Annotated in this window: 19 protein-coding genes and 1 tRNA gene; 7 read left to right on the top strand and 13 right to left on the bottom strand. The window is 34.2% G+C overall.

Features of this window, described 5'->3' with window-relative positions; all coding sequences use genetic code 11:
• The first annotated feature begins 214 nt into the window (after positions 1-214).
• The 4 genes from mutL to E0I26_RS04365 all read left to right on the top strand — a co-directional run bounded on the left by mutL (position 215) and on the right by E0I26_RS04365 (position 4,822).
• Entirely contained in the window at positions 215-2,056 is a 1,842-nt protein-coding gene (gene mutL / locus E0I26_RS04380; protein ID WP_131915281.1) for a DNA mismatch repair endonuclease MutL, read from the top strand.
• Positions 2,053-2,799: a rhomboid family intramembrane serine protease gene (locus tag E0I26_RS04375; protein WP_131915280.1), complete on the top strand. Its 747-nt coding sequence runs from the start codon at positions 2,053-2,055 to the stop codon at positions 2,797-2,799. The genes mutL and E0I26_RS04375 overlap by 4 nt, the downstream gene beginning before the upstream one ends.
• 61 nt (positions 2,800-2,860) lie before the next feature.
• The gene (locus E0I26_RS04370) at positions 2,861-3,730 is read left to right on the top strand and encodes a rhomboid family intramembrane serine protease (protein ID WP_131915279.1); all 870 of its coding nucleotides are present in this window, start codon (positions 2,861-2,863) and stop codon (positions 3,728-3,730) included.
• Positions 3,731-3,775: 45 nt separating this feature from the next.
• Positions 3,776-4,822 carry an endonuclease/exonuclease/phosphatase family protein gene (locus E0I26_RS04365; RefSeq protein ID WP_131915278.1) on the top strand — a complete coding sequence of 349 codons (1,047 nt, stop codon included), beginning with the start codon at positions 3,776-3,778 and terminating at the stop codon, positions 4,820-4,822.
• 16 nt (positions 4,823-4,838) lie between these two features.
• On the opposite strand, the gene E0I26_RS04360 is transcribed toward E0I26_RS04365, so the two are convergent.
• From E0I26_RS04360 to E0I26_RS04335, 6 genes are all read right to left on the bottom strand, one after another.
• On the bottom strand, positions 4,839-5,465 hold the full coding sequence (locus E0I26_RS04360; protein ID WP_131915277.1) for a WbqC family protein: 627 nt from the start codon (positions 5,463-5,465) through the stop codon (positions 4,839-4,841).
• A gap of 90 nt (positions 5,466-5,555) precedes the next feature.
• A complete protein-coding gene (lepB, locus tag E0I26_RS04355; protein WP_131915276.1) occupies positions 5,556-7,127 on the bottom strand; it encodes a signal peptidase I in 1,572 nt (523 codons plus the stop codon).
• A gap of 63 nt (positions 7,128-7,190) precedes the next feature.
• Positions 7,191-7,919 (bottom strand): 4-hydroxy-tetrahydrodipicolinate reductase, encoded by a 729-nt coding sequence (gene dapB / locus E0I26_RS04350; protein ID WP_131915275.1) that lies wholly within the window; start codon positions 7,917-7,919, stop codon positions 7,191-7,193.
• 243 nt (positions 7,920-8,162) lie between these two features.
• Positions 8,163-8,717, bottom strand: coding sequence for a DUF5683 domain-containing protein (locus E0I26_RS04345; RefSeq protein WP_131915274.1), 555 nt, complete (start codon positions 8,715-8,717; stop codon positions 8,163-8,165).
• Entirely contained in the window at positions 8,717-9,616 is a 900-nt protein-coding gene (locus E0I26_RS04340) for a ParB/RepB/Spo0J family partition protein (RefSeq protein ID WP_131915273.1), read from the bottom strand. The genes E0I26_RS04345 and E0I26_RS04340 overlap by 1 nt, the downstream gene beginning before the upstream one ends.
• Before the next feature lie 4 nt (positions 9,617-9,620).
• Positions 9,621-10,388, bottom strand: a complete 768-nt coding sequence (locus E0I26_RS04335) for a ParA family protein (RefSeq protein ID WP_131915272.1) — start codon at positions 10,386-10,388, stop codon at positions 9,621-9,623.
• A 421-nt stretch (positions 10,389-10,809) separates the two neighbouring features.
• Between E0I26_RS04335 and E0I26_RS04330 the strand changes: the two genes are divergently transcribed.
• Positions 10,810-10,884 (top strand) — tRNA-Pro (locus E0I26_RS04330).
• Positions 10,885-11,015: 131 nt separating this feature from the next.
• Positions 11,016-11,963: a thioredoxin-disulfide reductase gene (gene trxB / locus E0I26_RS04325; RefSeq protein WP_131915271.1), complete on the top strand. Its 948-nt coding sequence runs from the start codon at positions 11,016-11,018 to the stop codon at positions 11,961-11,963.
• Between the two features lie 76 nt (positions 11,964-12,039).
• Here trxB and E0I26_RS04320 read toward each other — a convergent pair whose 3' ends face one another.
• The 6 genes from E0I26_RS04320 to E0I26_RS04295 form a co-directional block, all read right to left on the bottom strand.
• Complete coding sequence (locus E0I26_RS04320) at positions 12,040-12,873, bottom strand: GIN domain-containing protein (protein ID WP_131915270.1); 834 nt, start codon at positions 12,871-12,873, stop codon at positions 12,040-12,042.
• Positions 12,874-12,995: 122 nt separating this feature from the next.
• Positions 12,996-15,266 (bottom strand): M1 family metallopeptidase, encoded by a 2,271-nt coding sequence (locus tag E0I26_RS04315; RefSeq protein WP_131915269.1) that lies wholly within the window; start codon positions 15,264-15,266, stop codon positions 12,996-12,998.
• Between the two features lie 179 nt (positions 15,267-15,445).
• A complete protein-coding gene (locus tag E0I26_RS04310) occupies positions 15,446-16,186 on the bottom strand; it encodes a head GIN domain-containing protein (protein WP_131915268.1) in 741 nt (246 codons plus the stop codon).
• A gap of 4 nt (positions 16,187-16,190) precedes the next feature.
• The gene (locus E0I26_RS04305) at positions 16,191-17,951 is read right to left on the bottom strand and encodes a PspC domain-containing protein (protein ID WP_131915267.1); all 1,761 of its coding nucleotides are present in this window, start codon (positions 17,949-17,951) and stop codon (positions 16,191-16,193) included.
• A gap of 2 nt (positions 17,952-17,953) precedes the next feature.
• A complete protein-coding gene (locus E0I26_RS04300) occupies positions 17,954-18,286 on the bottom strand; it encodes a PadR family transcriptional regulator (RefSeq protein WP_099713267.1) in 333 nt (110 codons plus the stop codon).
• Between the two features lie 152 nt (positions 18,287-18,438).
• Entirely contained in the window at positions 18,439-18,894 is a 456-nt protein-coding gene (locus E0I26_RS04295; protein WP_131915266.1) for a DUF4870 domain-containing protein, read from the bottom strand.
• 152 nt (positions 18,895-19,046) lie between these two features.
• On the opposite strand from E0I26_RS04295, the gene E0I26_RS04290 reads away from it, so the two are divergent.
• Positions 19,047-19,499 carry a DUF4442 domain-containing protein gene (locus E0I26_RS04290; protein ID WP_131915265.1) on the top strand — a complete coding sequence of 151 codons (453 nt, stop codon included), beginning with the start codon at positions 19,047-19,049 and terminating at the stop codon, positions 19,497-19,499.
• Between the two features lie 86 nt (positions 19,500-19,585).
• Here the strand turns inward: E0I26_RS04290 and E0I26_RS04285 are convergent, their stop codons facing one another.
• Positions 19,586-19,819, bottom strand: a complete 234-nt coding sequence (locus E0I26_RS04285; protein ID WP_131915264.1) for a hypothetical protein — start codon at positions 19,817-19,819, stop codon at positions 19,586-19,588.
• Positions 19,820-19,868 lie beyond the last annotated feature (49 nt).

Raw genomic sequence — 19,868 nt, 5'->3', positions numbered from 1 at the left:
GCTTTAAAAAAAATATAACTGGAAAACCTATACTGTCTCATAAATAGTATAGGTTTTTTGTTTTTTTTATGATTAAATAAGCTACCATTCCCAATAGAAATTCATTAAATTTGTGCATCTTGGTTTTATAATAAACTATTGTCACCCTGAGGAGTCTATACTGAGCGAAGTCGAAGTACAGTCGAAGGGTTAAACTTTAAACCTAAATTTTTTAATGTCGAGTATAATTCAATTACTTCCTGATCATGTTGCCAATCAAATTGCTGCTGGAGAAGTCGTTCAAAGACCCGCTTCAGTTGTCAAAGAGTTGCTTGAAAATGCGGTTGATGCCAGAGCAACAGATATAAAATTAATTCTTAAAGATGCAGGGAAGGCATTAGTACAAGTGATTGATAATGGTTTAGGAATGAGCGTTACCGATGCACGTTTGTGTTTTGAACGTCACGCCACTTCCAAAATTCGTCAGGCTGAAGATTTATTTTCTTTGCATACCAAAGGGTTTCGTGGGGAAGCATTGGCATCTATTGCGGCGATTGCCCATGTAGAAATGAAAACCAAGCCAGATCAAGAAGAACTCGGAACGCACATCATCGTTGAAGGCAGTAAGTTTGTATCGCAAGATGTGGCAGTTTTGCCAAAAGGCACGTCATTTGCTGTCAAAAATTTATTTTTTAATATTCCGGCGCGACGTAATTTCTTAAAGTCGGATACGGTGGAATACCGTCATATTATTGATGAGTTTCAACGTGTGGCTTTGGCTCACCCAAAAATACATTTTACGTTTTATCACAATGGCAGTGAAATGTTCAATTTGCCGCCATCTACTTTACGACAACGAATTGTGAATGTTTTCTCGGGTAAAACCAATGAAAAATTAGTGCCGGTTCAGGAAGAAACAGAAATAGTGGCGATTCAAGGATTTGTGAGCAAACCGGAATTTGCCAAAAAAAATCGTGGAGAACAGTTTTTCTTTGTCAATGATCGTTTTATAAAAAGCGGTTATTTGCATCATGCGGTTATGGCAGCTTATGACGGAATCTTGAAAGACGGTGCGCAGCCTAGTTATTTTCTATATTTATCGGTGCCGCCAAACACAATTGACATCAATATTCATCCTACTAAAACGGAGATTAAGTTTGATGACGAACATGCTTTGTATGCTATTTTAAGAGCTTCCATAAAACATAGTTTGGGTCAGTTTAATGTAGCGCCAGTTTTAGATTTTGACAGGGATTCTAATTTGGACACACCATATCATTATAAAGATTTAGAAGGTGCAACGCCTACGATTCAGGTGGATGGCAATTTCAATCCGTTTTCTGATGATAAGCCCAATAAGCATTTTTCTAATTATAAGAAACCGGAACCAACGGCTAATTGGGAAAGTTTGTACGTAGGTTTAAAACAAGATACGGATGAAATAGGACACATAACTTTCGAAAATGAAGAAGTGACTTCCTCTTTATTTAATGACGAAGAAGTGGAGCATTCTGTTCATAAAACGTATCAAATACATAAAAAATACATTGTTTCATCGATAAAATCAGGAATGGTAATTGTCGATCAGCAACGGGCACATCAGCGTGTTTTGTACGAGCAGTTTTTGGTAAATATGACCGTTAATCAGGCATCAAGCCAGCAGTTATTATTTCCATTAAACTTGTTTTTTTCGTCAAGCGAAATGGATCTTATTGCTGAATTACAGCTTTCATTGATGAACACCGGATTTGTCTTCGAAGAAAATAATACAGATCATATTGTTATTTCAGGAATTCCTGTGAATGTAACTGAGAGTGAAGTTTCACTGGTTTTAGAACAATTATTAAGTGATTTGCAGGACGGGATTCCTGAAAGCAGTTTCAGTCAGAACGATACGATTGCCAAATCTATGGCCAAAAGTTTAGCGGTGAAAACAGGAACGCACCTTACAGAAAAAGAGCAGGAAAATTTGGTAAACGGACTTTTTGCCTGTAAAGATCCCAATGTTTCCCCATTTCATAAACCCACTTTCATCACGATACGTGTGGAAGATTTAGATAAAAAATTTGCATTATGAGAAACGTAACTGAGACAGTAAAACAATTAATAATTATAAATGTATTGTTTTTTGTAGGTACGCTGGTTATAGGTGACGCTGCCTATAAAATATTGGCATTGTATTTTCCGGAAAATCCAGATTTTCAATTGTGGCAACCGTTGACCCACATGTTTATGCATGGTGGCTTTATGCATATTTTTTTCAATATGTTTGCTTTGTATTCTTTTGGGTCTGCTTTAGAGCAAATGTGGGGAAGTAAGAAATTCTTATTTTTCTATATTTCCTGTGGGTTAGGAGCAGCGTTGTTGCATACGGGAGTCAATTATTACTATTTTCAAGAGAGTTTGAATACGCTAATCGCTAACGGATTTCCTACACAAGAAATTTTACAACTTTTAAATGAGGGTAAAATCGATACAAGATGGCAACAATTTATATCCGTTTCTGATTTTCAAAATTTCACAAGTGCCTATGTTGGTACCGCGGTGGGTGCATCCGGAGCTATTTATGGAACGATAGTAGCATTTGCTTTTATGTTTCCTAATGCTGAATTGGCTTTGATGTTTATTCCTGTGCCCATAAAAGCAAAATATTTTGTACCAGGTTTAGTATTGGTCGATTTGTATTTAGGGATTTCTGGAAAATCAATTTTTGGTGGCGGCGGAATTGCCCATTTTGCACACGTTGGTGGCGCTTTGTTTGGTTTTATTATTATGTGGTATTGGAAGAAAAATCAGTTCAATAAAAACCGTTGGAATTAAAATTGTAACCCCTTTTAAAGTAGTACGACCTAAATATCAGATCTTAAATCCCAATTAAATTATGAATATTATTGACGACCTGAAATTACAATACAAAATGGGAGGAATAGTGACTAAGCTAATCTTTTGGAATGCAGCTTTGTTTGTTCTTCCGTGGTTGTTTTTTGCACTTTTATCCTTGTTGGGTGTCAATATTGATTACATTCATTATGTGAGTTTATCCTCTAATCCGGCACATTTGCTTTGGAAACCTTGGTCGCTGCTTTCGTATGCTTTTTTTCACAGCGGAATCATGCATATTATTTTTAATATGATTGTTTTGAACTTTTCGGGCAGATTATTTATGACGTATTTTACGGCTAAGCAATTGCTGGGCTTGTATGTATTGAGTGCTATTTTTGCTGGAATTAGTTATATTCTTGTATTCTATGTTTTAAGTATTAACGCTCCAATTGTAGGTGCCTCTGCCGCTATTATGGCTATTTTAGTCGCAACTACTACATATAATCCTTTGATGGATCTTCGTTTATTGATTATTGGAAATGTCAAATTGTGGCATATAACCGCTGTAATTGTTATTATTGATTTGATGCAACTGCGTTCAGAAAATATGGGTGGGCATATTTCTCATCTTTCTGGAGCTTTTTTTGGTTTTATTTTTATTAAATTGCTCCAAAATGGAACGGATTTAAGCACACTTGTTTCTCGTTTTCTAGATTTTTTTGCAAATTTGTTCAAAAAAAATACGGCGACACCATTCAAGAAAGTGCATAAAAACTACAGTAAGCCTCTGGAAAAAAGCGTTTCAAAAATAGTTGCAAAAGATAAATCGCAGCAACAGATAGATGAAATTTTAGATAAAATTAGTCAGTCAGGATACGATAGTTTGACAAAAGAAGAGAAAGAATTCTTGTTCAAAGTTGGAAAATAAGTAGCAATGAGATTTTAGCTATTGTCTTAATAAAAAATGTAGAAAATGAAAAATCTTTCATGGTTTAATAAAGGAATGTTTTTTTTGAATATAGTCCTTACTATTGTGACTTTTATTGCCTATGTTTTGCCCTTTTTGGCGCCAAAATCATTTCCTCTTTTGTCTGTTTTAACACTTTTTATGCCACTCTTTTTTATTTTGAATGGCTTGTTTTTTGTGTATTGGGCATTGCAATTCAAAAAGCAATTGATAGTTTCGGGTTTAGTTTTATTGATGGGAATTACTTTTATAAATAAATTTTATAAATTTTCTTCGCCTGAGTTTCCCAAAGAAGAAAAAGATTTTACCGTAATGAGTTATAATGTTCGTCTGTTTAATGTTTTTAAATGGATTGACAGAGACGATGTCCCTTCTGATATTCTCACCTTTATTAATGATAAAAACCCTGACATATTGTGTATTCAGGAATACTCTTCGTCTGCTAATATTGATTTGAAAGTGTATCCACACCGATATATTTTTACCGATGGGAACCAAATTAAAACGGGACAGGCTATTTTTTCTAAATTCCCGATTATTGATCAAGGAAATATTATTTTTCCAAATTCCAGTAACAACGTTGTTTTTGCGGATATAAAAAAGGGAAAAGACATTATCAGAGTGTATAATATGCACATACAGTCCATTAAAATTTCTCCTGATGTTAATGAAATTGATGAAAATATCGACGCTATTAATCAGCAAAAATCACAAATGTTATTTATTAGGATAAGTAAAGCGTTCAAGCAACAGCAACAGCAAGCTGAGATTTTCAAGGAGCATAAAATGAAATGTACGTATCCAATTATCATTTGTGGAGACATGAATAATAGTGCGTTTTCTTATGTATACCGAAGCATCAAAGGAAAGTTGAAAGATAGCTTTGAAGAAGCAGGGAAAGGTTTTGGAGAGACGTATAAATTCAGGTATTATCCAGCCAGAATTGATTATATTTTTGCTGACGAAAAAATGAAAGTAAAGAAATTTGAAAATTTCCCGAAATTTATAAATTCAGATCATTTTCCTATTATGGCAAGATTATCTTTGGAATAAAATTTAATCAGGAATTTTATTTTAGAATCAGATCTTGTTTTTTTAAATAATCCATTGCATATTTCCCTTCATTAAACAGCAAATCCAGAACACTAAGATTGTTGATAAAACCATGTTTATCATCAAAAACCTGTGTGTAACTTTCAAATAAAGAAAGGTCTTTTTTCCCGTTTACCAAAGCCCTAAAATCTGTGATTGTAGCTGTATTAACATCATGAAAGTATTCCGTTGTTGTCGTGTAATCTAATTTCAGGCGAAAACATTTTGATAGAATGGCGAAAACTTCAAAATTTAAATCCAATAAAAAAGTATATTTTTTTTCGAAAATTGGTCTGATATCATCTTCGAAAAATTCAAAAAAAGGAGAACTTCGGTATCCAGCTTCTAATGATTTGAAGTGTTGTTTTTGCCAGTCAAAATCAGTTTCAATTTTGATGTCTTTTGTTTTTTGATGACTTTCTTTCGAATGTTTTACCGGGATATTCAATAACTGAATTCCATTTGGACTATAAATATAAGCGCGGTTGCGGTTGGTTTGTTTCTGAAAATTATCTTCTATTTCAAAGGTAATATTTTCCGATTGTACCATGGCTGCAAAATGGCTTATCGATGGGAAATAGGTGGGGTGGATGAGAATGTTCATATTTGTCTAAAGTTTTTAAAGTTATAAAGTCGAAAGTCATAAAGCTAAATTAAATAGATACTTTATGACTTTCGACTTTGAAACTTTTGACTAATTTTTTTCCTCTTTTCTTTTCTTCCAAAAATAATCTCCAATGAAAAATGCTGCTAAAGCGATTAGGAAATATTTAAAATAAGATTGAGGTTGACCATCACCGCTAACAGTTGTAAAAACTCTGTCCCAACGTATTTTATTCAAACCTTTACCGTTTGTATCCCAGCTTAACCAGATAAAAATAGGTTTCCCAACAATGTGATTTTCAGGAACAAATCCCCAAAAACGGCTGTCTTCAGAGTTATGACGGTTGTCACCCATCATCCAGTAATAATTTTGTTGGAAAGTATAATCTTTAACTACTTTTCCGTTTAGCCTTATTTCGTTCCCTGTTACTTTAAGGTCGTTTTTATCTCCATTTTCATTTGTTTCATAATCAGTAATTATGGTTTTATAAAATGGCAATGATTCGGTTGTTAAAGAGACAGTTTTCCCTTTTTCGGGGATGTAAATTGGACCAAAATTATCACGGTTCCATTTATTAATGTGTGGGAAGATGCTGTTATCAATATCTTTTGATATTTGTTGGATAACGGCTGTAATACCGGGTACATTTTTCAATCTTTCCGCTCCGGCAGCTGTCAAAGCACTAAAGAATAAGGTATCTCTTCGGGTTTCATCAGTAACCATTACAGGGTCGGTTATGTCCATCTCTTTGAATAAATGTTCAAAATCGATTGGCGTTTTTCCGTCTAATGCTACTTTATAGGAGAATTGTGGTTTCGCTCTTTCGGGCATTTCCAATAGCTTACCATCAATATAAATCATGCCGTCTTTTATAGACAAGTTGTCTCCAGGGATTCCAACGCATCTTTTTACATAATTCGATTTCTTGTCTACCGGTTTGAAAGCACGTCTTTTTGAAGTGTCAAAAAATCTATAAACAGTATCAACCGGCCAGTTAAATACAACGATGTCTGTTCTGTTTATATTTTGGATCCCCGGTAATCTTAAATAAGGTAATTGTGGCCAAGTTAAGTATGATTTTTTTTGAACTAAAGGTATCGAATCGTGAACCATTGGCAATGCCACAGTTGTCATTGGAATTCGGGCACCATAATTCATTTTACTCACAAATAAAAAGTCACCTACCAATAAGGATTTTTCTAATGAAGGGGTAGGAATTGTGTACGGTTGAATTAAATAAGTATGAACCAAAGTAGCTACGATAACTGCAAAAAGTAAAGAGCTAACCGTATCAGCGGTTTTATTTTCCGGACTTAAACTTCTGTCGGCTATGTAATTTAATTTTTGAGTATAATTGACATAATAGATGTAAAATCCGAGGGTTATAAGTACTAAAAAAGTATCTAGTCCAGATCGTTTTCCAAAACTTCTCAATGTTTCTACCCAGATTACCGGAAACATAATCAAATTGATAATTGGAATAAAAAGTAAAATGGTCCACCAAGTGGGGCGACCTATTATTTTCATCAAAACAATAGCATTATATACTGGAATAGCTGCTTCCCAACGTTTCCTTCCTGCACTTTCATATAATTTCCATGTTCCTAAAAAGTGAACTATTTGTACAAGCAGAAAAAATATAAACCATTGATATACTGACATAATTTTTTGTTTAAGGTTTGAAATTTATGATTGTCAAATGAGTAATCATAAACTGGATAACATTTATTTTAAATTTAAAACATCCTTCATTGTGAAAATTCCTTGTTTTCCTACAATCCATTCTGCTGCAATTACTGCACCTAGAGCAAAACCTTCACGATTGTGTGCCGTATGTTTTATTTCGATAGCATCAACAACAGAATTGTATGTTACGGTGTGTGTTCCGGGAACAGTTCCTATTCTTTTTGCTTCGATATGAATTTGCTTCGCCAGTTCGCTATCGCTCGGGTGATTAGCTTCAGGTTTTTCCAATGTCCAGTTGGTGTACAAACTATTTTCAATTACTCCTTTGGCTAATGAAATTGCAGTACCACTTGGCGCGTCTAGTTTTTGGGTATGATGAATTTCTTCCATAGCAACCGTGTAATTGTCAAATTTTGACATGATTTTAGCCAAATATTCATTGAGTTCAAAGAAAATATTTACACCTAAACTAAAGTTAGAACTAGAGATAAAACCACCGTTCTTTGCTGCACAAAGTGCCGCCATTTCATCATAATGTTCCAGCCAGCCTGTGGTTCCTGAAATTACAGGGACATTAGCATGGAAACAACTGGAGATGTTACTGACTGCGGCTGTTGGAACACTGAAATCTATAGCCACATCAGCATTTGAAAGACCGTCAAAAGTATTGTTTTCATCTTTTTTCAAAACGATTTCATGACCTCTTTCCAGTGCAATTCTTTCAATTACCTGACCCATTTTTCCGTATCCTAAAAGCGCAATTTTCATTTGTTTATTTTTTAAATTTTGAATAATTTACGATTCCTGCAAGCAAGAGCCCTATTAAAATTCCAGCGATAAATCCAGAAAAGAAATTATTCATTCGAATAGTCTCAAACTCTTTAATTTCTGAATAATTTATTAAAGTGATTAATAACAAAATTGTAGTAATAATAAAAAAATATTTCTTCCCTATTTTATTAATTAATGACATAATGAGCTGTTCTTTTTCTTTATTTAAGCTTTTGGCTTCTAAAAATTATAATTAAATGTTAGTCCTACATTAGTCTTTAATGTTACATCATTTGGATAAAGAACTGGTCTTATTGATAAGTTTTCATCCACATTGAATTGTATTAAAGCGGCATCCACATTAGCATCAATAATATTTAAGGCATAAAAAGCCACAACAAATAATGCGGATAAATCACGATTTCGCTGATAAAATTTTTGTCCGGCAATCAATCGGTTATTATCTAAGAAAGCTAAATCGTCGGTAACATGTCCTTCCAGCCGGCTTTTATAAGCGTCTCTATATTGATGGTACTTTTTATTGTTATCGATATAAAAATAGAGACTGGTTCCAATGGCTCCATAAACCAGCGGTATTTTCCAATATTTTTTATTGTAAGCCTGGCCTAAACCGGGCAAAACTGCTGAATAAAAAGCTGCTTTTGCGGGAGTCAACGGATCAATGTTGTTCGATTTCAAAGTATCTTTAGCTACAAGTACCGCTTCTGTTTGGGCAAAAACAGTAGTGTTTCCCGTAATAAAAAGGAATAGACCTATGAAAATGATTTTATGCACTACTCGTTTATTAATTTAATAATTCTGTTGAAGTCTTCTTCAGAATGAAATGGAATAGTGATTTTTCCTTTGCCGTTTCCGGCTACTTTCACATCGACTTTGGTTCCGAAATAATTTGTAAAAGTACTTTTATGAGCATCTGCAATTTCAAATGAAGCCGCTTTTGGTTTGCCGGCAGGTTTAGGTTTTAAACTTTCCTGATAGTTTTTTACCAAAGCTTCCGTATCTCGAACGGATAGATTTTGACTGACGATTTTTTGATAAATATCAGTTTGAATATCTTGGTCTTCAATATTGATTATCGCACGACCATGACCCATACTGATGAAACCATCACGAATTCCGGTTTGGATTATCGGATCTAGTTTTAAAAGTCTCAAATAATTAGCGATTGTAGAACGTTTTTTTCCTACTCGCTCACTCATTTGTTCCTGAGTCAATTGAATTTCATCAATCAAACGTTGGTACGAAAGTGCAATCTCAATTGGATCTAAATCATGACGTTGGATGTTTTCCACCAAAGCCATAACCAATGATTCGTTGTCATTTGCAATACGAATGTAAGCAGGGACAGTTTTCAATCCTACAAGAGTTGACGCACGAAGACGACGCTCACCCGAAATCAATTGGTATTTATTGAAGTCTAATTTACGTACGGTAATAGGCTGAATAACGCCTAATTCTTTGATAGAAGTCGCTAATTCTCTCAACGATTCCTCATTGAAATTACTTCTGGGCTGAAACGGATTTATTTCAATTGCTTCAATTTCAAGCTCAATAATATTTCCTACAACTTTATCGGCATTTTTATCGTCAACGGATTTTATATCGTTTTCCGGATCTTTCAATAACGCAGATAATCCTCTTCCTAAGGCTTGTTTTTTTATTGCTTTTGCCATAAAACTATTTACTGTTTTTCTTTATAACTTCTTGAGCAAGATGTAAGTAATTGGTAGCTCCTTTGCTTGTCGCATCGTAGTTTATTATACTTTCTCCAAAGCTTGGCGCTTCGCTCAGTTTTACATTTCTTTGAATAATGGTGTCAAAAACCATGTCGTTGAAATGCTTTTGAACCTCTTCAACTACTTGGTTTGATAAACGCAATCTCGAGTCAAACATGGTCAATAATAACCCTTCGATGTCTAAATCCGGATTGTGAATTTTTTGGATGCTTTTTATCGTATTCAATAATTTCCCTAAACCTTCCAGTGCAAAATACTCACATTGAATAGGAATAATCACAGAATCTGCAGCAGTCAAAGCATTCAACGTAAGCAATCCAAGAGATGGCGCGCAATCGATGATGATATAATCGTACTCCTCTTTGATGCTTTCCAATGCTTTTTTAAGCATATATTCCCTGTTTTCTTTATCGACTAATTCGATTTCAATAGCAACAAGGTCAATATGTGATGGAATTACATCCACATTTGGAGCAGAACATTTTATAATGGCCTCTTTCGGCGCATGACTATGTTCCAGAATTTGATACGTACCGATCTCAACAGATTCAACATCAATACCCAATCCTGAAGAGGCATTTGCCTGTGGATCAGCATCAATAAGTAATACTTTTTTTTCTAAAACACCCAGTGAAGCAGCAAGATTAACTGACGTTGTAGTCTTTCCAACTCCACCTTTTTGATTAGCAATCGCGATGATTTTGCCCATTTATTTTTCTAAATTTTGAACCGTAAAAATACAATTATTTATGGTTTCTAAAAATCTATTTTGTTAACATTTGTTAAAGCTTGATTAGTCGCTATTTGACAATTCCCATTTTTAAAACGGATTTCATTTTACAGGAGCTATTCCAGCTGTGCGTTACAAGTTCTTGAGCTGCTCCTGGTTTTTTCTAAAACCATAAAAGGAGCTTCCTTTGGTCGCTCTTTTCTGTCAAGAAAAAATCGGGAGTAGCCCGGCGAAGCTTTTCACTGCCATCCGGGCTAGGGGAGTTGTGGATGAATAATGCTTTGGAAAAACAAATTTATTATAGATTTCCACACTAATTTTCGCACCAAATAAATTTAGTCCTTAATTTCTGAAATAGTTTTGCATAAGCCAAAAATAGTACTATATTTGCACCCGCTTTCGGGGTGTAGCGTAGCTCGGTTATCGCGCCTGCTTTGGGAGCAGGAGGCCGCAGGTTCGAATCCTGCCACCCCGACTAAAAATCCTTTCTGTCTCAACAGAAGGGATTTTTTTATTGTAGAATAACAAAAACTGATTATTCAGGTTCTATAATACAGTAATTATGACTTATTTTTGCACTGTTAAAAATTATAATATAATCGTACTATGTCAGATACAATCGAAAAAATTAAATGTCTTATTATAGGTTCTGGTCCAGCAGGTTATACCGCAGCAATATATGCCGCCAGAGCTAATATGAATCCAGTTTTATACCAAGGAATCCAACCTGGTGGGCAGCTGACAACAACTAACGAAGTGGAAAATTTCCCAGGATACGTTGATGGTGTTACAGGACCTGAAATGATGGTTCAATTGCAATCTCAAGCACAACGTTTTGGTACTGATGTGCGTGATGGTTGGGCAACTAAAGTTGATTTCTCAGGAGATATTCATAAAGTTTGGATCAATGATACTAAAGAATTGCATTGTGAAACAGTAATTATTTCTACTGGAGCATCGGCTAAATATTTAGGTTTACCATCAGAGCAACACTATTTAAAAATGGGTGGCGGAGTTTCTGCTTGTGCTGTTTGTGACGGTTTTTTCTATAGAAATCAAGAAGTGGTAATTGTAGGAGCAGGAGATTCGGCTTGTGAAGAAGCACATTATTTGTCAAAACTTTGTAAAAAAGTAACCATGTTAGTGCGCAGCGAGAAATTCAGAGCTTCTAAAATCATGGAAGAACGCGTTCGCAAAACCGAAAACATTACCATATTAATGAATCACGATACCGTTGAAGTATTAGGAGATGAGCAAGTGGTTACTGCTGTGAAGGCTTTAAATAAAACGACAAATGAAGTTTTTGATATTCCTGCAACTGGTTTCTTCGTGGCTATTGGTCACAAACCAAATACGGATATTTTCAAAGATTATATCACATTAGACGAAACGGGATATATTATCAATACTCCTGGAACTTCAAAAACAAATGTTGATGGCGTTTTTGTAGCGGGTGATGCAGCGGATCATGTATATCGTCAAGCGATAACTGCAGCCGGAACAGGTTGTATGGCCGCTCTTGATGCCGAAAGATATTTGGCTTCTAAAGAATAATCAGAATCTGGAAGTTCCAATAAAAAAAGTCCCATTTGCCTTAGCAAGTGGGACTTTTTGTTGGTTAGAGGATTTTTTATTTCAACTTTTTTATCAATTTAGCTTCATCAGCAAATTTTCTGATTTCAATTTTTGGAGCACCCACAAGTTGGATTTCTGATTTATTAGCGGCGTCTATAATAACGGTTGTTACAGCATTAACACTACAATTGGAATAACTTTCTGTGGTTACGTCAACATTTTTTATAGTTAATTTATTTCCTGTCAAGCTCGAGTTATTATCCAACCGAATGATGGCATTAGCTGCGTCTCCTTCGATAGTAGCATCTGATTTTTGGTACATATCCACTTTTAAATCAGTAGTGGTGACTAAGGCTTTTAGAGATGCGTTTTTACTTAATTCGATGGTAGTATTCTCTGATTTTAAATTGAGTTCTGTTTTTGATTTATCATCAGATTGTAATACGAAGTTTTTGGCATTCACATTCAAAAATAGTTTGGATGCATCGTGTGCTTTCAGTGTGAAATCATTTAATAAAATTTCCTGAATTGCATTTACAGTCGTTTCATCTTTTGAAGTAACCAGATTTAAATCATTGGTATACGTTACTCTAATAATCAGTTTTTTATAATTGGTGGCTTGTTTTGTGGTGTAAATACGAAGCATATTGTCTCTTAAATCCAGTGAGATAATATCGTGTAAATTTTCATCAGCTTCAATTTTCAGTTCAGTTCTCTCGCCTCTTTCCAAGTGTACTTCGAGATTGTCTTCAACAGTAAGCGACTCGAAATTTCCAACTTCCCTTTGTTCCACAGTTACTGTTTTTGAGCCTTTTATTTTTTCCTTTTTCTGTGCAAATGTCAATGTGGTTGATAAAAGGAGCAGGAGTATAGCAGCATGTTTTTTCATAGTCATTTGAATTAGAGTCTACACAAATATAGAAAAATCATCCACTTGTGATGGATGATTTTTTAATTTTAGTAAAATGATTTTATTTACTGAGGGATAACTTTTTTCCTAAGGGATTTATTTTAAGCCTTTGTAAACAAAAATTCTTGACCATTTACTTTAAATTTAAATTCATTTTTAGTTTCGTTAAAATGAATTTCAATTCCTGCTGGTTCAAAACCAAATTTGTCTTTACCGATTGAGTCAAAAGTAAGTGTTGGTTGACCAGTTGCATTTGCAGTAAGATTTCCATTATCTTCTGTTAAAACAATTTCTACCGGAATTTGTTTACTTGAAAAACTACCAACATAACTATCTAAAATAACTGCTTTTTCTAACTCACTTTTGCCCGAACTCCACACGTTATTTTTTGTATTTACATCAGGTAAAGCATGATCTGGATCGATGGTAATGGTGTCAATTTCTTCGGTTGAGGCATTTTTAAATACCCAATTCGTGTTGCGTTGCCAGATTTCTACAGGAAGTTGCACACGATTAGTTGCGCCACTTTTGGTTTTAATTTCTAATACTACAGGCATAGCCATTTTTTCCAAATTTTCGATATAAATAAGTGCTCCCAATTTTGGATTATTTTTTAAATACTTAATCTTAGAAATGCCTTGGTCTAAACTCCAATTGTTTACAAACCAAGCTCTCCAAAACCAGTTTAGATCTTCTCCGGAAACATTCTCCATTGTTCTGAAAAAATCATCTGGTGTTGGATGTTTAAAAGCCCAACGTTCCGTGTAAACTCTAAAAGCCTTGTCAAATCGTTCCTTGCCTAACACTTGTTCACGCAACATAACTAATCCAGAAGATGGCTTTTCATAGGCCAGCAAACCTAAGTTTGATTCTTTCATCCCGTCAGGAGCAGTCATAATAGGTTCTAATTCCGGATTAGTTAATCTTTTTGACATTCTTTGCATGTCTTTTGGTTTCGATTTGTATTCTCCGTTGTTAAAATCCTCGGCACTCAGTGAGTTGATAAAAGTATTTAATCCTTCGTCCATCCAAGCAAATAAACGTTCGTTTGAGCCCACAATCATTGGAAACCATCCGTGTCCAAATTCATGGTCCGTGACTCTCCATAACTCCCTGTCTTTTGATTGCCAATCACAAAAAACAATTGCAGGATATTCCATTCCACCTTCGTTTCCTGCTACATTTGTTGCTGCGGGATAAGGATATTCGAACCATCGTTTAGAATAATTTTCAACAGATGATTTTGTATATTCTGTAGCTCGGCTCCAAGCATCTTGACCAGCACTTTCAACAGGATATGCTGAAATAGCCAACGATTTTTTACCACTTGGTAAATTGATTTTTGCGGCATCAATAATAAATGCTGCTGAAGATGCCCAGGAAACATCACGAGCATTTTTTATTTTAAAATGCCAGTTCAAAGTAGATTTTCCGGAAGGTCTCGAAGCAGTATTTGTCACTTCTTCTGCAGAGCGAATTGTAACTGTTTTGTCACTTTGCGAAGCTGTTGCCCAACGTTTTTGTTGTTCGGCCGTGTATACTTCAGAAGGATTCATTAATTCACCGGAGCTGACTACGATATGATTTGCGGGAGCTGTTATGGTTACGTCAAAATCACCAAATTCCAGATAAAACTCTCCAGCACCTAAATAAGGTAAGGTATTCCAACCTTTGACATCGTCATAAACACACATTCTTGGATACCATTGCGCCATGGTAAATATTTTGCCATTTTGGGTTTCTAAAACGCCCATTCTGTCTGATCCGAAGTCTGGCGAAATAAATGAAAAGTCAATTTTAAGTTTGATACTTCCTCCATTTGGATTCAAATCCTGAGGAAGGAAAATTTGCATTCGCGTATCAATTATTTCAAATTTGGCTTCCGTTTCGACAGTCTTTCCATTTTTTCCAGAAACTATTTTGATCGATTTTATTTTATGACCACCGTCAAAAACTTGTCCTTTATCTCCGTTGCGACTTCCTGTTATTGGAATAACAGTTTCTCCTCGGGAATTGTTTTTAAATAAATTCTGATCCACGTTCATCCATAAAAAAGAAATTTTATCTGGGCTATTGTTCGTATATGTCAAAATTTCAGAACCAATAACCTCATTGTTTTTCTCATTCAAGACAGCGGTCAATTGATAATCGGCTCTGTTTTGCCAGTATTTTGCTCCGGGCTGTCCGCTTGCTGAGTGAGAATCTGTGCCGTTTTTAGTATAAAAATTGGGGCCAAAAGTATCATGATAATTATACTTTGATATTGCCTTATTGTTTATAGGAACTACTGTTTTAGCTTCTTGCGCCTGAAGTGTTGTAACTCCAAAAAATAAAGCTAAATAGGGTGTAGCCTTAAAGAAATTGTTTTTCATAATTTGATTGATTTTGATTGATGATTTGTAGAAGTGATTAATTGTTTTGGACTACCGTGATTTTTTCGATAGTCATTTATTGTAATAAATAGATGGTTAATTGTTTTATTTTCGATAAAAATAGTCTTAAAAAAACATCCATGATTGGTGGATGTTTTTTTAAGACTAAGAACGATTTGTTATTCTTGATGAATACTTCCTCCGGAATTGGTTTCTTTTCGAATTGATTTAGGAACTTTATTGTAGCTTATACTTCCTCCGCTAGACGCTTCTGCATCCAAACTCACAATAGGGTGAATACTGATGGTGGCTCCACTGGAAGCTTCAGCATTAACTTCATTTGCTAATAAGTTTTTGGCGTCAATTCCGCTTCCACTTGATGCATTTGCTTTCATTTTTAATCCCATTCCATTAATGGTGATGCTGCTTCCGCTACTTGAATCACAAGTGATATCATCTGATTCTATACTCAGGTTAATAGTTCCGGCACTAGAAGTATTTAGTGTGATGTTTTCTCCTTTTATAGTATTTATGCTTGTGATTGACGCACTGCTGTTGGCTTCTAATTGTTCAATAACAGGCATTTTTACGGTTACTGTTTTTGATTTCGTATTGATAAAAGAATTTTTATCGCAAGAAATAACGAGTGTGCCATTTTCAACTTTGGTAATGATGTGTTTCTGCAAATTATCATCAGCCTCAACTACTATTTCAGTTACGTCTGATTGTTCAATGACAAGATCGATGGCATTGCTTACTTCTATGCTTTTGAAATCACCTTCCACATTTCTTCTTTCGGTGGTGACATTCCCGCTTCCTTCTATTGATTTCAAATTAATGGAATGGTTACACGATGCGAATAGTAAGGCAGTTAACGCAACCAGAATAAATTTTGTAATTAATGTGATGATTTTTAACATAGCTTTAATTTTTAATGATTACACCGTTTTTGCTTACTGATAAACCTTTTTTTGTTCCAGCTTCATTCACTGTTACCGTTTCACCGTTTACTTTTACAGTAGTGGTTGTAATACTGTCATTTTCGGTTACTTTTCCAGTAATGTTTACTTCTACATTATCGCCATTTTCATTTACATCAACATCATTATATTCATTTTCATCAGCAGGACAATTTAAACATTTTATTTGAGAATTTTCTACTTTGTAAATGTAATTATCTGAACTGTAGTGTAAGTTGAAAAATGAATCATCAGATCTGTCATAATTTTGTATAGAAGAATCTGGTTTCAATAGAATTCCTTCTGGTAGGTATAAAAATATTTCCACTTCCTGATCACGGAATTTATTAGCTACTTCTGTCAATAAATAATTATCTAAAATCAGCTGATTTCCTTCAATTTTAATTGCGTATTTTATTTTTTCGGCTCTTCGTTTTGCATCTTGAAACGATTTTCCCCTTGCCATTTTTTCAATTTGAATGAAAGGTAATTTTTCATCCGTATGTAAAATTTGAAAACTCACATTATTAGAGTAAATCAATTGTACGTTTGCTGAATCTTGAACAAATTCAAAGTTTTCGTTGCTGTCAATGTCTTTTGTGTAATACTCATTGTATCTGAATTTTACAAACAAAGTGTCATTTGGCAATATATTGATCGTTTCTTTCTGAACCGTTTTTCCTTGGTACGCCACTTCTGAAGCTTGGTTGATTCCAATAGAAATTAGAATTCCGATTGCAATTATCCAAAGTGCCAATAATGTGTATTTAGCAATGTTTCCAATTGATTTCATGGTTGGAGACAATAATTTGAAACCTAAAAGTGTCAAGAAAAAGAACGGAATTCCAACAGCAAAGAACATTAACAATCCAAAAGACCATATTGGATAATCCGTGAAATTTCCAGCTTCAATAAAACTTTGCCATGGAACATTAATAAAATCTGAGGAACCTAAAGTGAAAACAGCAATTAGTAAACAAACTAATGTAGCGATTCCAGTGATGATTAAAATCACACCCAAAAACTTTGCAAAAATCTTGAAAACAGTCATGATAAAATCACCAAAAGAGCTTCCTATTTTACCGGCACCAGTTTTTATTTGATTGCCATATTTGTCGTAATCAACATTTTTTAATTTCCCAGAAACGCTTTCAAACTCTTCACGTACTTTTTTTTCGATATTCGAAATGTTTACCGGTTCTCCAGTCATTTCCAGTTTTTCTGATGTGGTAACGGCTTCAGGAGTAACAATCCAAAGAATGATATACGCTAAAATTCCAGTTCCAAATCCAGCAAAAACTAATAGTATTAAAACGATTCTGATCCATACGGCATCAATTCCAAAATAATGACCTAATCCTGCGGCAACACCACCAATCATACCTTTTTCTTTATCACGGTATAATTTTTTTGTTCTTCTGTTAGAATTGTCACTAAAGGTTTGAGAACCTTTCAATTCATCTTCAATAATGTAATCTTCCGGTTGTCCCATTACGGCAATAACCTCATCTACATCTTTTAAACCCACAACATGTTTGTCGCTTATTTGTTTCTCATTCAATAATTCTGAAACACGCATTTCAATATCTTTTATAATCTCATCATGTCCTGATGAATTTGATAAAGAACGTTTTATGGCATCAAAATATCGAGTTAATTTTTGGTATGCATCTTCATCTATATGAAAGAACATTCCGCCTAGATTTATATTTACAGTTTTGTTCATGACTATTGTTTTTGGTTGGTTATAAGGTTTACGGCATCGGATAATTCAGTCCAGGTGCCACTAAGTTCTTTTAAAAATGTTTGTCCTATTTCGGTTAGACCATAATATTTTCTTGGTGGTCCTGATGTGGATTCTTCCCAACGATAGTTGAGCAATCCATCATTTTTCAATCGGGTTAGCAGCGGGTAAATAGTTCCCTCCACAACTAATAATTTTGCGTTTTTTAATGTGTCCAATATTTCCGATGTGTATGCATCTTTTTCTTTTAATACTGATAAGATGCAAAACTCGAGAACACCTTTACGCATCTGGGCTTTTGTGTTTTCAATGTTCATAATTTCTTTTTTTTGATTTTGTGTTGATTAAACGGTTCATTTTCTGATTGATGATTGATGATTTGTCATTGCGAGGAACGAAGCAATCTCTTATTGCTATTTGGTTCACTTTATTTATTACGTCTATTCTCTTTTAATTCATTTTATTTTTCCTACTTAATAAAAGGAATCGTTATTGGATAGTTGTATTTTTCTCCATTTGATGTTTTGATTGAAGCATAAATGATTAAAAAGAATTCAGCCACTTTTAAAAGGCCAAAAATTAGAACAGCAACTAAACCTACTGTTAACATTCCAATGTTTCCTTCAAAGTTAAAATTTCTAAAAACAAAATCGTGGTCATTTATTACAGCTTCTAAAGGAACATTTCTAAACAGTGTAATTAAAAATGTTGGAACTGCAATTAGTATCAGCACTAAAGAATACAATAATAAACTTAACTGAAAATTAAGTACTTGCTTTCCGTGGTGATCCACAAATTCAGAACTTTCCTTTTTTGAAGTCCAAAGTATTATTGGAAAAATATAATTTCCAAAAGGAATAAAATATTGAGTTAATGCACTCAAATGAGTAAATGTAGCGGTGTTTTTTTCGGTTGTTGTTTCCATGATTAAAAGTATATAGTAATTTCTTATGCAAATATATGTCTAAAAGACAGTATCTTGTTTCGCATAGTACCAAATATTAACATAAAATTAACAAATTAATTTAATATGTACGCATACTATTTTTTTGTATTTTAGCAAAAAACCTAGCAATAATGAAACTTACAGCGTCAAAACTTAATAAATTTCTCTTATTTAAATTACCGTCAGCATTTATCTGTGGTGTACGTGTAAAAGAGATTGATGAAAACAAATGTGTGGTATCAGTAAAACACCGTTGGATTAATCAAAACCCGTTTAATTCCATGTATTTTGCCGTGCAAGCGATGGCTGCAGAGCTTTCTACAGGAGCTTTAGTAATGTTCCAAATTCAAAAAAGCGGGAGGAAAGTATCAATGCTTGTCGCTAACAACAAAGGAAATTTTACTAAAAAAGCAACTGGTAGAATCACTTTTACTTGTAAGGATGGTCATTTAATTGAAGAAGCAATTGAAAAAACAATTGCTACCGGAGAAGGACAAACCTTCTGGATGAAGTCTATTGGAACGGATGAAAAAGGAATTCAAGTATCCGAAATGGATTTTGAATGGAGTGTAAGAGTTAAATAAAAACACTTTGTTATTTATAAAAATAGAAAAACACCTCTAGATTTAGAGGCGTTTTTTATAGGAAATTAAAATCTATATTTTTCAGATTAGCATTTTTTTTCACTTGCTTTTGCCGTTGAGACATCACACTTTTTTCCTTCGGCCTTGCATTTTGCTTGGCATTTTTCTATTTCATCAGCACTCATCGCTTTTGATTTGGAATCTTTTTTAGCACAACAAGACTCTTTTTTTGCTTTTTCTTTTGTAGCAGTTTTACTTTCTTGCGCACTAAGATTTATAGTCAGAAATGCTATTGCTATACATGTTATTATCTTTTTCATATTTTGTAAAGTTAAAATTGGTTTTATTTTTTGTTTTGGATGTAAATCC

Source organism: Flavobacterium rhamnosiphilum (genome assembly GCF_004349195.1).
In the GTDB taxonomy this organism is placed as follows: Bacteria; Bacteroidota; Bacteroidia; order Flavobacteriales; family Flavobacteriaceae; genus Flavobacterium; species Flavobacterium rhamnosiphilum.
The sequence above is the reverse complement of the archived record's forward strand: the minus strand, read 5'-3'. Positions and strand labels throughout refer to the sequence as shown.

Coding starts and splice junctions, on each gene's coding strand:
- mutL (WP_131915281.1), top strand. CDS start 215: ATGTCGAGTATAATTCAATTACTTCCTGATCATGTTGCCAATCAAATT.
- E0I26_RS04375 (WP_131915280.1), top strand. CDS start 2,053: ATGAGAAACGTAACTGAGACAGTAAAACAATTAATAATTATAAATGTA.
- E0I26_RS04370 (WP_131915279.1), top strand. CDS start 2,861: ATGAATATTATTGACGACCTGAAATTACAATACAAAATGGGAGGAATA.
- E0I26_RS04365 (WP_131915278.1), top strand. CDS start 3,776: ATGAAAAATCTTTCATGGTTTAATAAAGGAATGTTTTTTTTGAATATA.
- E0I26_RS04360 (WP_131915277.1), bottom strand. CDS start 5,465: ATGAACATTCTCATCCACCCCACCTATTTCCCATCGATAAGCCATTTT.
- lepB (WP_131915276.1), bottom strand. CDS start 7,127: ATGTCAGTATATCAATGGTTTATATTTTTTCTGCTTGTACAAATAGTT.
- dapB (WP_131915275.1), bottom strand. CDS start 7,919: ATGAAAATTGCGCTTTTAGGATACGGAAAAATGGGTCAGGTAATTGAA.
- E0I26_RS04340 (WP_131915273.1), bottom strand. CDS start 9,616: ATGGCAAAAGCAATAAAAAAACAAGCCTTAGGAAGAGGATTATCTGCG.
- E0I26_RS04335 (WP_131915272.1), bottom strand. CDS start 10,388: ATGGGCAAAATCATCGCGATTGCTAATCAAAAAGGTGGAGTTGGAAAG.
- trxB (WP_131915271.1), top strand. CDS start 11,016: ATGTCAGATACAATCGAAAAAATTAAATGTCTTATTATAGGTTCTGGT.
- E0I26_RS04320 (WP_131915270.1), bottom strand. CDS start 12,873: ATGAAAAAACATGCTGCTATACTCCTGCTCCTTTTATCAACCACATTG.
- E0I26_RS04315 (WP_131915269.1), bottom strand. CDS start 15,266: ATGAAAAACAATTTCTTTAAGGCTACACCCTATTTAGCTTTATTTTTT.
- E0I26_RS04310 (WP_131915268.1), bottom strand. CDS start 16,186: ATGTTAAAAATCATCACATTAATTACAAAATTTATTCTGGTTGCGTTA.
- E0I26_RS04305 (WP_131915267.1), bottom strand. CDS start 17,951: ATGAACAAAACTGTAAATATAAATCTAGGCGGAATGTTCTTTCATATA.
- E0I26_RS04300 (WP_099713267.1), bottom strand. CDS start 18,286: ATGAACATTGAAAACACAAAAGCCCAGATGCGTAAAGGTGTTCTCGAG.
- E0I26_RS04295 (WP_131915266.1), bottom strand. CDS start 18,894: ATGGAAACAACAACCGAAAAAAACACCGCTACATTTACTCATTTGAGT.
- E0I26_RS04290 (WP_131915265.1), top strand. CDS start 19,047: ATGAAACTTACAGCGTCAAAACTTAATAAATTTCTCTTATTTAAATTA.
- E0I26_RS04285 (WP_131915264.1), bottom strand. CDS start 19,819: ATGAAAAAGATAATAACATGTATAGCAATAGCATTTCTGACTATAAAT.